This window comes from Mycolicibacterium austroafricanum (assembly GCF_902705885.1).
Classification (GTDB): Bacteria; Actinomycetota; Actinomycetes; order Mycobacteriales; family Mycobacteriaceae; genus Mycobacterium; species Mycobacterium vanbaalenii_A.
On the sequence record NZ_CACSIP010000025.1, the window covers coordinates 13,420 to 27,716 of the forward strand.

Annotated in this window: 13 protein-coding genes, 3 pseudogenes and 1 other annotated feature; of the genes and pseudogenes, 12 read left to right on the forward strand and 4 right to left on the reverse strand. The window is 62.7% G+C overall.

Annotated elements, in window-relative coordinates; all coding sequences use genetic code 11:
• The first annotated feature begins 353 nt into the window (after positions 1 to 353).
• On the forward strand, positions 354 to 1,229 hold the full coding sequence (locus BEMPMBAN_RS17555; RefSeq protein ID WP_159232381.1) for a DUF2637 domain-containing protein: 876 nt from the start codon (positions 354 to 356) through the stop codon (positions 1,227 to 1,229).
• 462 nt (positions 1,230 to 1,691) lie between these two features.
• On the opposite strand, the gene BEMPMBAN_RS17560 is transcribed toward BEMPMBAN_RS17555, so the two are convergent.
• Positions 1,692 to 1,946, reverse strand: a complete 255-nt coding sequence (locus BEMPMBAN_RS17560) for a transcriptional regulator (protein WP_159232383.1) — start codon at positions 1,944 to 1,946, stop codon at positions 1,692 to 1,694.
• 208 nt (positions 1,947 to 2,154) lie between these two features.
• Between BEMPMBAN_RS17560 and BEMPMBAN_RS17565 the strand changes: the two genes are divergently transcribed.
• The 4 genes and pseudogenes from BEMPMBAN_RS17565 to BEMPMBAN_RS17585 form a co-directional block, all read left to right on the forward strand.
• Positions 2,155 to 2,412 carry a ribbon-helix-helix domain-containing protein gene (locus BEMPMBAN_RS17565; RefSeq protein ID WP_159232385.1) on the forward strand — a complete coding sequence of 86 codons (258 nt, stop codon included), beginning with the start codon at positions 2,155 to 2,157 and terminating at the stop codon, positions 2,410 to 2,412.
• Between the two features lie 304 nt (positions 2,413 to 2,716).
• Positions 2,717 to 3,720, forward strand: a pseudogene (locus BEMPMBAN_RS32715) (IS3 family transposase); the annotation flags it as partial.
• Positions 2,998 to 3,126: a sequence feature (AL1L pseudoknot), on the forward strand. (Overlaps the previous pseudogene by 129 nt.)
• 62 nt (positions 3,721 to 3,782) lie before the next feature.
• Positions 3,783 to 5,132 (forward strand): IS30 family transposase, encoded by a 1,350-nt coding sequence (locus tag BEMPMBAN_RS17580; protein ID WP_234713714.1) that lies wholly within the window; start codon positions 3,783 to 3,785, stop codon positions 5,130 to 5,132.
• Positions 5,133 to 5,136: 4 nt separating this feature from the next.
• Positions 5,137 to 5,451 (forward strand): annotated as a pseudogene (locus BEMPMBAN_RS17585) (integrase core domain-containing protein); the annotation flags it as partial.
• Positions 5,452 to 5,524: 73 nt separating this feature from the next.
• Here the strand turns inward: BEMPMBAN_RS17585 and BEMPMBAN_RS17590 are convergent.
• Positions 5,525 to 7,507 carry a hypothetical protein gene (locus tag BEMPMBAN_RS17590; protein WP_159232389.1) on the reverse strand — a complete coding sequence of 661 codons (1,983 nt, stop codon included), beginning with the start codon at positions 7,505 to 7,507 and terminating at the stop codon, positions 5,525 to 5,527.
• A gap of 605 nt (positions 7,508 to 8,112) precedes the next feature.
• Entirely contained in the window at positions 8,113 to 8,655 is a 543-nt protein-coding gene (locus tag BEMPMBAN_RS17595; protein WP_159232390.1) for a WhiB family transcriptional regulator, read from the reverse strand.
• A gap of 156 nt (positions 8,656 to 8,811) precedes the next feature.
• Between BEMPMBAN_RS17595 and BEMPMBAN_RS33190 the strand changes: the two are divergent.
• Together BEMPMBAN_RS33190 and BEMPMBAN_RS32720 are read left to right on the forward strand one after the other, a co-directional pair.
• Positions 8,812 to 8,973, forward strand: a pseudogene (locus tag BEMPMBAN_RS33190) (helix-turn-helix domain-containing protein); the annotation flags it as partial.
• A 108-nt stretch (positions 8,974 to 9,081) separates the two neighbouring features.
• Positions 9,082 to 9,486: a hypothetical protein gene (locus tag BEMPMBAN_RS32720; protein WP_234897547.1), complete on the forward strand. Its 405-nt coding sequence runs from the start codon at positions 9,082 to 9,084 to the stop codon at positions 9,484 to 9,486.
• Between the two features lie 28 nt (positions 9,487 to 9,514).
• Here the strand turns inward: BEMPMBAN_RS32720 and BEMPMBAN_RS17605 are convergent, their stop codons facing one another.
• Positions 9,515 to 10,597, reverse strand: coding sequence for a VldE C-terminal domain-containing protein (locus tag BEMPMBAN_RS17605; RefSeq protein ID WP_159232394.1), 1,083 nt, complete (start codon positions 10,595 to 10,597; stop codon positions 9,515 to 9,517).
• 225 nt (positions 10,598 to 10,822) lie between these two features.
• Here BEMPMBAN_RS17605 and BEMPMBAN_RS17610 point away from each other — a divergent pair, with 225 nt between their 5' ends.
• The 5 genes from BEMPMBAN_RS17610 (at position 10,823) to BEMPMBAN_RS17630 (ending at position 14,148) form a co-directional block, all read left to right on the forward strand.
• On the forward strand, positions 10,823 to 11,056 hold the full coding sequence (locus BEMPMBAN_RS17610) for a hypothetical protein (RefSeq protein ID WP_159232397.1): 234 nt from the start codon (positions 10,823 to 10,825) through the stop codon (positions 11,054 to 11,056).
• A complete protein-coding gene (locus tag BEMPMBAN_RS17615) occupies positions 11,056 to 12,252 on the forward strand; it encodes a PPE domain-containing protein (RefSeq protein WP_159232404.1) in 1,197 nt (398 codons plus the stop codon). The genes BEMPMBAN_RS17610 and BEMPMBAN_RS17615 overlap by 1 nt, the downstream gene beginning before the upstream one ends.
• 87 nt (positions 12,253 to 12,339) lie before the next feature.
• Positions 12,340 to 12,636, forward strand: a complete 297-nt coding sequence (locus BEMPMBAN_RS17620; RefSeq protein ID WP_159232406.1) for a hypothetical protein — start codon at positions 12,340 to 12,342, stop codon at positions 12,634 to 12,636.
• Positions 12,637 to 12,685: 49 nt separating this feature from the next.
• Positions 12,686 to 12,982 (forward strand): WXG100 family type VII secretion target, encoded by a 297-nt coding sequence (locus BEMPMBAN_RS17625; protein ID WP_159232408.1) that lies wholly within the window; start codon positions 12,686 to 12,688, stop codon positions 12,980 to 12,982.
• Between the two features lie 218 nt (positions 12,983 to 13,200).
• On the forward strand, positions 13,201 to 14,148 hold the full coding sequence (locus BEMPMBAN_RS17630) for an ESX secretion-associated protein EspG (protein ID WP_159232410.1): 948 nt from the start codon (positions 13,201 to 13,203) through the stop codon (positions 14,146 to 14,148).
• The last annotated feature ends 149 nt before the right edge of the window (positions 14,149 to 14,297 follow it).

Sequence of the window (14,297 nt, forward strand, 5' to 3'; positions counted from 1 at the left end):
TATCGTACGCACTGCGCCACGCATCATCTGATCGGATATGACGCGCGGTAGGACATACGTCGACGTATGCGTTTCCGCACCTGCTAATCCAGCCGGCCATTCACGCGCACTCTCGCGCAATAGTTCTCACGTTGAGCGATGCGTGATGGCTCGCGTCATTCCACGTCAACTCTGACGGGAGGTTCACTCCGATGTCTTCCGGATTACGTCACGCAATAAGTCGCGGGGCAGGCCCCGCATTACCTTCTGGCGCACTTCACTCGATCTCTCTCGGGCGATGGCTGTCGCATAACCGGCGAGATCGCGCACCTGACACTTCGACACACAATCCGAGCTACGAAAAGGAAGCCCTGATGACTCTTGTGGACGAGCGACCCGCAGTTGCTCCGGACGTAGCGGCCGAACCGGCCCCGTCTCCACGCACGACACCCGCGGCGCCGGCGCCGGGAGAGGCCGCGCCGTCCGATAGCGGGGGAGGGGTCGACCGCGCGGCTGATAAGTTGCGAATGCTGCAGCGTGCCCGTAAGAGCGCGGTCGCGGTGACGGTGTTCATCGCGTGCGGGTCGTTCGGACTCTCGTTCTACTCCCTATGGGATATGGCGTCCCAGCTGGCGTGGCCGGGGTACATCGCGTGGCTGTGGCCACTGATCGTCGACGGGATGATCATCGTCGCCACGATGTCCCTGGTGGCCTTCGGCGGATACACCGGTCAGAAGGCCAACGTCGTCTATTCGTGGTCCGTCCTGATCTTCGGGGCAGTGGTCAGCATGGCGGCCAACTTCGTTCATCCGTTGTTGCCACATCTGATGGGGCAGGCACAGGGGCCTGTGACAGCGGGCATGTGGCTGGGGGCCGGCATGTCCTGTATCCCTCCGATCGCACTTCTGGCGTGTTCCCATCTGCTCGCGCGGTTGTGGGCGTTCAGCCCGGAGGATGACTTCGAAAAGGGGATGGTGGCGGTTGCCGACACAGTGGTGGTGGATTCTGCCGGGGGAGTGGCGGAGCTGTCGCGCGCGGTGGCGGGGCGGATTCAGGCTGGCGGCAAGCTGACCAGCTATCCGGAGGACGAGGTCGCCGAGATGATTCGGCTGCTCTTCCAGACCGAACCACCGTTGAAGCTGCGCGAGATCGGCAGGATGGTCGATCGGCACCATGACGTGGTGGGCAGGGTGCGCGACGAGGTGTCTTCCCTGCTCGGGGTAGGTATGGCCCCAGAGCCTGCCAGCTGACGAAACGCCTGGCGGAGCCGTGGCGAGAGCTGGCGGGATGCCCGCCAGCTCATCACCAATGCTATCGCGCGCAATATCTCATGAGATATTGCGCGCGATACCCTTGAGAGTGTGGAGCCGGGTCGCGGGGCGTTTGGAAATTCGTGGTCGACGGCTGTCGCATATCCCGGCATACGGCTTCATGACATTCCGCTTGATCGACGGTGGGGGTTCGCGGGACGACGGCTAATCCGACCTATCCGGTGTTGCCTGGCCTGTTCCTGATCGCAGCCGCCGCCAGTCCGCGTCTGGCGGCGGCCTTCCCGCTGGGTCGAACCACGCTGGCAGCGACTACGGCACGGCTACTGCCGATGGTGCGGCGAATCAGAGACAGGCTCTCCGGAGCTCGGAAGATCCTCGAAGGAGTTGGGCTTACCGGGGGCCGGAGGGCGATCAACAGAACGAACTCTCGGCCGCCGAGTATCAATTGACGGTATCGGGGACTGGGGTGTCTTCTGCGAGTGCTTTCGCAAGAAGCTCGATGGCGAGGGTCCAGGCAGTGCTTTGTTGGCGCTCGTAGTAGACCCTGCGGTCCACGCCATCCACGCGCTTTATCAAGCCTGCGACGACCAGGCCGGGGAACACGTTCTGGAACGAGCTTTGCGATGGGAAGCCGTGTTCTTTGACGAGGTCTGAGGGATTGACACGACCGTTAGGGCTTTGCGCAATAGCGGCCATTACGGCAAGTCTGTGTCGTTGCCCGAACAGAGCGTACGAGATCTCCTGAACTCGCTCAGACTGGGCGTACGACACGCCGACATAGTATTACGCGATGCGCGTTACGTGTCTCGCGTAACGTATATAGCGTAACGCGATATGCGTAACAGCAGGTCAGGGCGTTGTATTATGTGAGCAAGAGCGTGTCAGGGATACGTAGACCAACCGGATGGGATTTGACGTGGCGACGAAGAAGCCGGGCCGCAAGGTGTATGGACCGACGGGTATCAAGCATGGGTCTGAGCAGCGCCGGTCGACGCAGTTCATCCGCAAGCGCCTGACGGAGTCAGAGAAGGAACTGATCAGGCGGCTGGCGCAACATCGGGGAGTCTCAGAGGCCGATCTCTTGGCACCACATGTGGAGAAGCTTCTTAACGAGGCCAAGCTGCTACAGACCGCTGAGAGTCCTTTAGCAGCCACCGGATGACTTAGTCTGTCCGTTCGCATCTAACGTCACCGTGACGCGACGTGAAACATCTTGTTGGCTAATCGAATTGGTGGCACTTGGCCTACCACGGCAACGCAGAAACAGCCGGCTGAAACTCGATGCGATGCACGGTAACTAAGCGCAGAGAAACCACTGCCGTCAAGCCGCATATCGACAGCGCATACATGACGCTCAGCTGTAACGAAACCGACTGCCCGTGACGGCTTCCCGTCATCGATCGCCAGGTCAGCCATGAATCGCCCCGGTGAGTCCGGAGACTTCGTCTCTTGTGAAGGATGGAGTCATGGCAGGTTCGAGGAAGTATCCGGCTGAGCTGCGTGAGCGGGCGGTGCGGATGGTCGCTGAGGTGCGCGATCAGTATTCGTCGGAGTGGGCAGCGATCGAGTCGGTGGCCACAAAGCTGGGCATCGGCACCCCGCAGACCTTGTTGACGTGGGTGCGCCGGGACCAGATCGACTCCGGCATTCGACCCGGGGTGACCAGCGACATGGCTGAAGAGCTGCGCAAGCTGCGAGCGGAGAACCGAGAACTCAAGCGGGCCAACGATATTCTGAAATCTGCATCGACTTTCTTCGCGGCGGAGCTCGACCGCCGCAACCGGTGATCCTCGACTACATCGACACTCACAAACAGGAGTACGGCGTCGAGCCGATCTGCCGTGTGCTGTCCGCGCATGGTTGCAAGATCGCGCCGTCCACCTACTACGACGCCTGCGCCCGCCGCAGCCAGCCGTCCAAGCGGCAGGTGCGCGACGAGGAGCTCAAGGTCGAGATCGGTCGGGTACACCGGCAGAACTATGCGGTCTACGGGGCACGCAAGGTGTGGTTGCAATGCCGCCGTGAGGGCATCGAGGTGGCTCGCTGCACCGTCGAACGATTGATGGGCGAACTCGGCCTGCACGGCGCTCGGCGAGGCAAGGTCAAGCGCACCACGATCGCCGATCCGCAAGCCGATCGACCCGATGACCTGGTCGGCCGCCACTTCTGTCCGAATGCACCAAATATGTTGTGGGTAGCGGACTTTACCTATGTGTCGACGTGGTCAGGATGGGTGTATGTGGCGTTCGTGATCGACGCCTACGCCCGGCGGATCGTCGGCTGGCGCACCGCGACCACCATGACCACCCAGTTGGTACTCGATGCGATCGAGCACGCAATCTGGACTCGTCAACGCGAGGGTGTCGAGGATCTGTCCGGGCTGATCCACCACAACGACCGCGGCAGTCAAGGCGGATTCAACTGGTCGTCGCAACACCTTGATCACGGAGGTGTGGTGTGGCCAAGCGTAAGGACGCGGAATCGGTTGGTAGGCGACGGCAGTGGGCGGCTGACCGTGCGTTGCGGCCTGCGATGCGCTCACCAGGGCGCCCGGACCCGTCGCGGTCGGTGCAGCGTCAGTTTTGGCGGCTGATCGCCCAGGGTGTCTCCACCGACGACGCAGCCGCAGAGGTCGGCGTGTCGACACCGGTGGCGACCAGGTGGTTCCACCACGCTGGCGGCATGACGCCGATCAGTCTGGATGAGCCCACGGGCCGGTATCTGTCGTTCGCCGAGCGGGAGGAGATCGCACTGCTACGCGCCCAGGGCGCCGGGGTGCGTGAGATCGCCCGCGAGATCAAGCGTGACCCCTCGACAGTTTCGCGGGAACTGCGGCGCAACGCAGCCACCCGCAGCGGCACGCAGGTGTACCGCGCAGGGGTGGCGCAGTGGAAGGCCCAGCAAGCAGCAAAGCGCCCGAAACCCGCGAAACTGGCAGTCAACCCGCAGCTGCGTGAGTACGTGCAGCAGCGGCTCGATGGCAGTGTCCGCGGACCCGACGGCACCGCCGTCGCAGGTCCGCAGACCAAGGCCTGGAACGGCCGCAACAAGCCGCACCGACAAGACCGACGGTGGTCGACAGCATGGAGCCCGGAACAGATTGCCCACCGCTTACCGCTGGATTTCCCCGATGATGAGTCCATGCGCATCAGCCATGAGGCGATCTATCAGTCCTTGTTCATCGAGGGGCGTGGGGCGCTCAAACGGGAATTGGTCGCGTGCCTGCGGACCGGTCGTGCGCTGCGGGTCCCGCGGGCCAGGACACAGAACAAACCGCAGGGACATGTCACCGCGGACGTCGTGATCAGCAAACGCCCTGCCGAAGCCGCCGATCGCGCAGTTCCTGGGCATTGGGAGGGTGATTTGATCATCGGTGCGGGCCGGTCGGCGATTGCCACCGTGGTGGAACGCAAGAGCCGCTCGGTGATGCTGGTTCACCTTCCCCGCCTCGAGGGGTGGGGTCTGGCGCCGCCGGTGAAGAACGGGCCGGCGCTCAGCGGCTACGGCGCCGAGGCGATGAACGCTGCCCTGATCGCCTCACTGGCACAGCTACCCAAGCAGCTGCGTCAGACGTTGACATGGGACCGCGGCAAAGAGTTGGCCGCGCACGCCCAGTTCACCTTCGACACCGGAACGAAGGTGTTTTTCGCCGACCCGCACTCGCCATGGCAGCGGCCTACCAACGAGAACACCAATGGCGTTCTGCGTCAGTACTTTCCGAAAGGCACCGACTTATCTCGATGGTCGGCTCAAGACCTCGAAGCGGTCGCACTGACGCTCAACAACCGACCCCGAAAGGTCCTCGGCTGGAAGACTCCCGCCGAAGTCTTTGCCCAACAGCTACACTCACTCCAACAACCCGGTGTTGCAACGACCGATTGAACCCGCCCAATACACCTCCCTCACGTTCACCGATCGACTCCTGCAGGCCGGCATCGACGCCTCGATCGGAGCCACCGGAAACTCCTACGACAACGCCCTGGCCGAGACCATCAACGGGCTTTACAAGACTGAGCTGATCAAGCCATTCGGGCCGTGGCGCACCGTGGACCAAGTCGAAGTCGCCACCCTGGAATGGGTCGACTGGTTCAACCACCGCCGCCTCTATGAGTACTGCGGGGACATGCCACCGTCCGAGTGCGAAGCGTTGTACTACCGTCACCACCGAACTCAGCACACCGCGGAGTTCTCAACCCCGTAAGTCTCCGGACATGCCGGGGCGATTCACCCAAGACGTCGCACATCGCCACGGCCCTGCAACCGCGCGGGGCACGCTACAGGTGTGTGCAAACAGGCTCTGAGTTGTTCGCCACGACGCTGGCGCCCAAGACACGGCTCAACAAGGCAATAGCGTCCGCGTGGAGGGCCAGAGTCACGCTGTCGGCCTGTTCGAGGTGCGCCAGCTTTCGTTGAGCTTGGTCATCCGGTGGAGGTAGGTCCGCCATTACTGATGCCAGGAATTCGGCATGGTCGGGGGGGACGTAGTCAAGGTGCTTGCTTCGCCAGTCAGATCGGTCAGTGTCGGGGGCTCGCAGTGCTTCATCTCGTAGTGCGAGCCACGTGTGCCAGGCTGCTCGTTCGCGCTTATAACGTGCCTGTCGGGCGGCAAATACCTCGTCAAGGTGCTGTTCGTCGGCAATATCGTCCAACGTGACTGGTCCCGGGCTGACATGGCCGCGCCGGCGAGTAATGAGGCCTTCGCCGGCCAAGGCCGACAGGCTGTAGTGGCCGCTGCGCTCATTGACCTTGGCTGCTGCAAAGATCTCCGACGGCGTGGTCATGTTGTTGTGAACGATGAGTTCATAGACCGTTCGGTGATGACGGCCGAGCTTGCTCCAGGCTGGGTGCACGGCGGCCAAATGAACTCGGTCAAGCGGGATCGGTTGTATTCCGTCGGGGTTGACCGCCACGAGCGCGTATACGTCTGGATCACGTCCGACTGAGCGTCTGTTGAGCAGGATGGGCGCGCCAACCATATCGCGGGTTTTCCGCAGCACACGCGCAGTCGCTTTGTGGCTTAGTAGGCCGGTAGACAACGAGATTGATCGACCACCCACACCGACTACAGGAACGCCTTCTCGGAGCTCTCCAGCGACTACAGCCTTCACTGCCAGGCTCTGCCACACGTCACGAGTGGACCAGCGCTCCGTCCCCTTGAAGTGGTGGTCAGTCCAAGCCAGCGCGTACGCCAGCCACGTTTTGTAGGACTCCTCCAAATCCCTCCTCAAAGACAGCTCTGAAAAGTGTGTGTAGTTATCTCTGTGTGTCTCTCGTTTCGTTTTCTTCCCGATTGCCCGGGCTCGTCCCACTGCGAATGTGATGGCGGTCTGAAAGTCCCGGTCGAACTGCGTATCGGCACGAATCCCGTGCTTTTGGCGGTAAGCCTCGCCGAGGGCTGGCCAGGGCCCGTCTAGCTGCATGTCGGCACGGATTCGTCCCCGCGTGTAACCGCGCAGGACTGCGTTGGTGACCACGGCTTGCCGTGCTTCTGAGGGTGTGTTCCACGCGCCGGTCATCCACCCGTGGGTGGCGAAGTCCAGGACATCGTTTGGAATGGGGCGGTTCCACCAGTAGGCCTGCACAATGCGTTGGTCCTCGTCTTGCCCGTGGACGTACTGGGCTGCCTCCAAGTCGGAGGGTTGCGGAGTGGTCGGGGCAGGCAGAGTGCCTAACAATGCGTAGAGGGCGGGCAGAAACCTGGAATCACTGCGTTCGGTCAGTGCGGCGACGGCCTCGTTGAGTGGACCGTCAAGGAGTCGGTGTCCGCCTCCGGAGCAGCGGGTGCCGGGCACGCTGATGCAGCCCGCGGCGCTCTTGGTGGGTTTGGGGTCCAGGGTGCGTAGTCGGGCTTTGAGCTGATCGGCGAGCTGGCGCATTTCGGCGAGGGTGGCCGAGGTCCCGATCGCTAATGGCACGATGAGGTGGCGTCCCCCGCTGGTGGAGCGGTCGGATACAACGCGGCCGCCGCAGTCGCGAACCCAGCGGGCCGCGCGGGCGAAGTCGGCGTCCACCTGGGCGCGGCCGTGTTCTTTGGCATCGAAGTCCAGCACGAGCTGCGTGGTGAAGCCGGCGGCGCTGTAGATGTCGACGGCCGCCATTGTCTTGGGCAGTGTGTCGGTGATTTTTTGGCGGCGTTTGTACTCGCGGGTCTCTGGGTCGAATGCCTTGTACCGGTCCTTGCCGGTCGGGGACAGGCGCCGTGCCAAGGCTTTCCAGACTGCGGTGGGGGAGTCGGCGGGACGAGCGGCTGGGGTCATGGGGCTACGCGAGCGTGGTCGGTGTGGCCGCGGGCATAGTCAGTGAAGGGCGGTGGCCACCGTGAGGGAGGAGCACCCGTTGGCGCGAGCACGGCGACACCGGCGTGGTCGGCTGCGAGATGTTGGGTGTCGGCACGCGTAACCCGGATTGCTGGAACCTGTTGCGGCTCAAGACGGTGTCCTCTATCCTGGAGCCAGCTGCTCAGGCTGGTTCCTTCGGGAATCCCGAATCGAAGGTGCTTCTTCGATTCTCAGAAGTTCCCCGCTTCGGCGGGGTTTTCTGCTATCGGGGGGCAGTTCAGATATGTACATGTGTGTGTTGGTGTTGCGGATGGGCCTCCTGGGATTACGGTTATGGGGAGTCTTGCACGCACCTGTGCGGTAGCTCCGCAATGACACGCTGGTCAGCGTCCTAAGCTTTTTGGTTAGGTGGTTGTTGCTTTCCCCATCGGGATGTGTGCAGGTGTTTCGATTACGCACTCAACGCGGCATAGGTGTATGGCGGGCTTCGGGGTAGCGCCTCTGGTGGGGCATGCCCGCACGTGCGTACAGGGCAGCAATCAATACGTTCACGCCGGGAAGCTGCTGCATGGGCGGCTGTGGTTCTAGGCCGGAATGGCAAACAGGTAGAGAGGCTGACCAACGACGATGCCCTCTACCGGGATCGGGTTGGCTTCGTTCTGCTGGGCAAGGTCGGCCACGGGAGTCTGCTTCTTTTTCGCGCGTGACGTGCGCGGTTTGGGTGTCTTGTCCGGTGCGGCCTGCAGGTCAGGCTTTTCGCCGCGGCGGCGGTGCTTGAAGCCGACGGGGGGCTCACCAGTGCCGGAGAGAACCCTGTAGATCTCGACGAGCCTGTCATAGGTGCTGTTCAGGGCCTCGTCGAAGGTGCCGGGAAACATCACACCGCCCCAGATGCCCTGGGTAGCCGCGTCTTGGCTCTTGTCAGGTACCAGGGCTTCGCGGATGCACTCCAGACGCCGGCTGCACGCTGACCGGCACAGCATCTTGGCCTGTTGGCGCTCAGCTTCGGAGTACTTTTCGGGATCTGTCCACACAGTCGGGTCCCATGTCTGTGCAAGGCAGGGCTGCGTGTAGAGATCGCCGCGGTTGTTGCGCAATTCGCGACTTGTGTTGATCAACTCGCGCATCTGGGAGTCCTTTTCGCCCGGAGGAACATGCTGCTAGTGGCAAGAGTAAACATTTTCTGCCGTCTTCTGCAACGGTTTGTGTCGGTTTTTCGAGTCGGTGCAGGTCAGAGGGGGTAAACGGTATAGTGATTTTTTGTGGTGGCGGCGCGGCGGGTTGTGGCGGCGCAACGCATTGGGAAAGCAATCCTGGCGCGTCGCGCCGAGAAAGGCCTTTCCCAGCGTGACCTGGCGCAACAGGCCGAGATACGGCAGGGGACGCTCGGGTCGATCGAGCGAGGGGAAACGTATCCTCAGCCTCGGACTAGGGTACGGATTGAGTCGGTTTTAGAGTGGAGTTTGGGAACGCTAGAGGCGGTCGGGGAGACCGGCGAGCTGCCCGCCTCCGAAGGCCCTCCCGAGGGCGGAGCCACTGACGGACTGCTGGGGATGACCCAGATGGTGATCGATACGTCCCGTCAGGCGGCGACGACGCTGCCAGATCCGGATGCTGATCCGCGCGTGTATCTGGCGATGGCAATGAACGTGGTACGCCTACTCAGTCACGCCGGGCACCTGCTGACCAAAGGCGTTCGCGCATCTGAGATGGGGGAGGCCATGAAGCTGGTCGCTGAGATCAACAAGACCAAGGACGCTGTGATGGCCGATATCGCCGCGTCGCCGGCAGCGATGGTGGGTCATCAGTTGTATGTGTGGCGGCGCGACAGCGGGGTGGATTTGCAGACGGTGTCGGAGATGACGGGCCTGGCGGCTGAGCGCCTGGCGGAGTTGGAGAATGCGCGACCGCCCACGGACGGCGAGGCACGTATTCTGGCGAAAATTGTTGGGGTATAACGAATTCGAGTGTTCGGAAGTTGGAGGATTAGAGGGCGTAGGCTTCGCCTCCGCTGGGGTAGCCGCCGCCGCTGGTAGCGAGGTGGACGTGGTCCATGTGGTTGGCTGTGGCGCCGCCCCGGTTCTCCATCATGGAAGGTGCGCGGCCCGGGATGTACATGGTCTGACGCCAAATGGCGTGGTCGAGACCGAACTTCTGTTGGTTTGCCAACACGAAGTTCAACACTCGCTGGCCCAGGGCGATGCCCTGGGGCGAGGTGGGGTTGGGGATCATGACGTCGATCGCCAGGCCGCTGGGGTGCCATTTGAGCGAGTCTGCGCGGAATCCGCCGATGGACTGTATTTCGGGAAAAGCGGCACTGATGGCGCGGGCGGCCAGGATGGTTTTGCGTTGCAGCTTATATTCATTGGCGACCCCGGGCGGCAGGTCACGGCCGGATACGTTAGCCCCCGTGCCGGCATCGATGGTTGCGTTGCTGGATGGTTGGAAGGCGCTGGCGGTTTTGGTGATGCCGGAGAGGTTGGGGAAGGCGAAGCCGCCGCCGCCACCGCCCATGGATGCTGGAGCGCCGCCACCCATGGCGCCGGCGGGGGCCATCGCTGCGCTCCCGGCAGGGGAGCCGCCACGCAGCAACTGCGCTAACATCACCGCACGCTGATCAGATGCCTTGATCAGATTGCGGGCGGTTCCGGTGCGGTTATCCAACTCCCGCAACATCTGCCGATCCCCAGCAGGACTGCCCGTATACGGGGCAATCGCTGCGGTGTTGTCGGCTGCGGCTTGATTATTGGAATCCATGGCCGCACTACCCTCAGCGACCACCTGGCCAGAGGCGTCCAAATGCACCGCAGCAGAACGATCCTTGGCCGCCACCGCGGCCACCGCACGCGCATTGGCCGCCGCGTGATCACGCCACATCTGCGCAGTCACACCCGAATAGCCCAGCGCCGCGGGATCATCAGCGGCCATCTTCTGCGCCAACTGCTCAACAATCACACCCTGATCAGCCAACCCGCCAGCCCCCCGAGGCAACGGCTGACCATACAAATCCGTGCCATCACGCAACGCCTCAGCCGCCATATCCACATACACCTGCAACCCCGAGGACATACCCCCAAGTATCAGACCCACCCCCACAAAACTCACCAACGCGCGGAGCCTGGCTGCTGGGCATTTGTTGAGATCGGCATACCACGGGCGTAGTTTGCTACCAAGAGGACCCCGCGCGTCCGGGGTTCGGCAAAGCCTTAGGGACGGGGAAAGGTAACCATGCTTCTGACAAACACACCGACGATTCTTTCCGGTGCGGCAGCGGAGTCCGCTGGCGCGGAAACGATGATCGCTCACTCAGCGGCGACCGCAGCAAGCACCCTCGTGGTGCCGCCGATGGGGGCAGGCCCGGAGGCGGTTGCGTTGTCGACGGCGCTGGGAGCCAATGCCGGGGTAACGCACGGGATCCTTGGTGAGATCGCGGCGTCGCGTATCGCGCGAGCGGTATCTATGGCCACTGGTGGGCTGATCATCGAGGAGCAGGACCTGGTGAACGCTGTGAACGGGTCGCTTGGCTAATGCTGGGAGCTGACGCGGCGGCTCTGCCCCCTGGGCAGAACCACATGCTGATGGTCGGCGCCCCGGGCACCGGACCGGCTGGGGTAGCGGCGTGGGGCGCGTTGATGCAGTCAATAGCCGATGGCTGCGCCGCCCAGGCGGCTGCCAAAGGTGCCACCACTGCGACCACTGCTACCGAGTGGATTGGGGTCAGTGGCACGGCCATGGCGAGCTCAGCGGTCCCCGAGATCGCCGACCTCGCTGTGATGGCTGCCCATTGCCTCAAAAACTCGGTGCTTGCCGAGTCAATGGTGCAGGCCTATACGTCCGCGCTGGGCGGCATGGTTCCCGAACCGGTCTGCGATGGAAACCGCATGACGTGGGCTGCGTTGGCCGGGTCCAACGTGTTTGGCCAGAACTTTCCGCCGATGAACTTTCTCGACGGCGAGTACTTCCTGGACTACTGGCCTCGAAACTCGGCTTTGCGCATGGGGTATGGCAGTGCTGTCGACGGCGCAGTGAGCGCACTGGCGGTCCCGCCGGTGGTCACCGCAGCGCCGGCGAACCCGGCGATACAGGCAGCTGGGGCCTCCGCAATGCAAGGCGAGCAGGCTGCCCAGACGGGCGTGAACGCATCCATGCGTGCCTCGGCCGAAGCCGCCAGCCCGATGAACAGCGGTGTTATGGGCCAGATGATGCAGATCGTGACGATGGCGCCGTCGATGGCGGGCCAGCTCGCCGGTATGCTGCCGCAGCTTTTGCAGACGCTGGTCCAACCGTTGATGTCGATGCCACAGCAAGCCATGAGTTTGTTCGCGCCCGCGTTGTCGAGCCTGGGGCAGGGAATGTCGAGCCTCGGCGGGGCCAGCTCGGCTCTGCCCGCCAGCACAGCATTGAGCGGTGTTGGCGCAGGCAGCGGTGGTGGGCTGTCGGCGGCGCTAGGTGCCACCAGGCCGGTCAGCGGGATCGGGACGGTCAGCGGCGGACTCGGGGTTCCGGCCGGCTGGTCTCCTGCAGCGACCACAAAGAACGTGAGTCGGGGAGCTTCGGCGGCCGCAGCCACCGGGTTGGGGGGCGCTGCACCGATGTACGGGCCGATGGGTGCAGCACGCCGAGGGGAGGGTTCGAGCGAGCCACACAGCGCTACCGCCGGTCGGCTGGGTATCCGACTGGCCAAGCAACCACCCGTAGTTACCGCGGGCGGCGGGGAAATTTGACCCCGTTCACACCCGCAAAACCGGGTTTAGACTCCACAACAAGGTGATCATCAACGGTCACTGACAGCAACGAAAGGAACGGTCAGCATGACGTTGATCATGGATCCCGACCAGGTGACCGGCGTGACCAACGAGATCGACAATCATCGCCAAGAAATCTTCAACCTGATGAGCAAGTACAAGTCGAGCAACTTGGCGTCGGACGCATTCTGGAAGGGAAAGTCGCAGGCACAGAACGTCCAAACCGCCACCGACATCACAATGAAGCAAGCCAAAATTGACTCTGTGGCCCAGAGCATCGTGCACCAACTGCGCAACACCGTGACCAGCTGGCAGAACGAAGACGCCCAGCACGCCGCCCAGCAGGCCGGGATTGCCGGCTAAGAGCTCAGGCCGGCCCGCGACGTAACTTTTCAGGAAAGGAATCAAACCCATGGCATTGATCTCTATGGATCACGAGGCAATGGATGGCCATGCTAAAGGCACCGATGCCATCGGCGCTGCTCTCGAAGAGCACATGAGCGCGATTAAGAAACTGGTCGGATCGCTCGACGGAACTTTCGAGTCACGTCACGCGGGCGTGAAATTCCGTGAGATCCAGGCACAGACCGACCAGATGCAGATCGCCATCCGCCAGACAGTCGGCGACCATGCACGGGTAACCCGCGGCGGCAACCAGGGCATGCAGGACGCCGACGCGGTGTCGGGCTCGGGCTTTGCCGGAGTGTGAATCGGTTACACCCTCCTTCGAAGTGCGGGGGACCAGTCGATGGGCTGGTCCCCCGCATAAGGAGCGTGGCGGACACCCAGGTGTTATCGGCTGATCGACAGTGGTACGCGCGGCAAGCAGAGATGGCGGCACATGCGAGCGTTGACACGCGGCCGCGTGAACTCGCGTCGCACTTAAAGCCCTTGGGCAAGACCAGAAATTCGCAGTGAGGTCGGTAGTTGAACACCAACAATCGCACGGCGATCGGAGCATTCACACTTCCGCAACTGTGGGCTACGCAAGCGCTGACTGGCTGCGAGTCTCTGCCGCAGACTCTTCGGATACCGCCCTGGCTGCCTAAGTCTGGTGTTCCTACGACTGCGGATCCTGTGTGGCACGAACTGCTCGCGGGCGAGGTCATCGACGTATACGGCCGCGTGAAAGACGAGTACGCCGAACAAATGCGGGTGCTGTCCAACCCTGACATCGAGGTCTCGCTGTCCATCACCCGCTGGCACGATGATGACACACTGCGAGAAATGGTGGCCTCCCTTGTCCGCCAAGGCTCCACGTGGGTCGGAGCGACTACACATGGGTGGGCAGCCAAACCGCACGACGTATCCGCTTTGGCCGGCAACAACGGCGCACCGCCGGAATCGGCCGAATCCAGTGCACCAGCAGAGCTACCAGCGGAAGTAGTGCTGTCGACGTTGGGCGACATGGGCCGCGACATGGCGCTGAGCACGCTGACCGAGGTGATCCTGGGTCTGGCCGGCGAACTGGAATCGGCCGACATCGATCCTGTACACGGGCGCCGAGACGAACTTCTGGCCGCTGTAGGCAGCTGCCTGGGCGGCGCCGGATTGGCTGACCTTTTCGGCATGGGCATGTCTGCGCACCAGGCAGAAGTTGTTGCGGCAGCCGGTAATCCGATGGCGCCAATGCTCACAGTCGGCGTGGTTGAATATCCCGAGCAAACGTGCGGGAACACTGTGCTGTGTCTTATCGATACCGAGTACGGCCGTGTAATGAGCACCACCGAGTTCCTTGGCGGCCATTGGTCCGACCAGATTGAAACCTGGCTGACCATCGCGCCCGCGGATCGCGCCCGGGTTACCGCCGAACTGGCCACGCTTCTTGAGCGTAGCGCCGCCGGAGTCCAGTGGGACCACCGCCGCGCAATGTGAGCCAGAACACGCTGCTCTACTTGGCCAAAATGGTTTGTACACACCGGGTTAGGGCTTTGTAGACAAGGGTCAGAATGGGTGTTTGTATGGAAAGCATGACCAGCCCGAATAGCGAACCACCACGTCATTCCCGCGAATTTGACCTGGGG